The organism is Hyphomonas pacifica (genome assembly GCF_000682675.1).
Lineage (GTDB): Bacteria > Pseudomonadota > Alphaproteobacteria > Caulobacterales > Hyphomonadaceae > Hyphomonas > Hyphomonas pacifica.
This window is the reverse complement of sequence record NZ_AWFA01000081.1, coordinates 1-528: the sequence shown is the minus strand read 5'-3', so window position 1 is coordinate 528 and position 528 is coordinate 1. Positions and strand designations below refer to the sequence as shown.

Genomic DNA, 528 nt, shown 5'->3' with positions numbered 1-528 from the left:
TGCGCCATTCCTGTGCAAAAGCAGGCACTAACTCACCGCTCACCGCATATGGCATGGCCTGATAGGCGATCCCATCCTTTGGTCCGCTGATTCTTATCTGTTTTTCACCAACTTCGATCTTGCTGACGAGGGTGCGGACATAGGCTTTGGCTAACTGGCGATTGTCTGGATTTCTGAGGACCTGCGAAACAGCAGTCCCGAACTTCTCAACGACCTTGTCGCTAAGCTGATCGACAGGCGCACTCCGCTCCTGACCTAGCTTGAATCGGGATATAGATTCAGCAAAACGCAAACTTGCAGAGATAAAGGTATTTTGTGGAGCGCTGCCAGCCAGAAATGACTCCGTCACGTTTTGTAAGGAGTTGCCAAAAAGTTACCTGAGCTTGATCTTCTGATTACGGATATGTCTACTAAATTCGGGCGGCGAGATAAGATGGTTCAATGATTTGTATGCTGTCAAATATCAGCAAGAAGTTACGTGCTCTCGTGCCAATTATTTGCGGTTGGCTCACACTTCCTGATCGGCTA

1 protein-coding gene is annotated in these 528 nt (G+C 48.5%); it reads right to left on the bottom strand.

Annotated features, from left to right (window positions below):
• Window positions 1–349 (bottom strand): hypothetical protein (locus tag HY2_RS15940; RefSeq protein ID WP_146617220.1); only part of this gene is annotated, 349 nt, incomplete at its 3' end.
• Window positions 350–528: the final 179 nt, after the last annotated feature.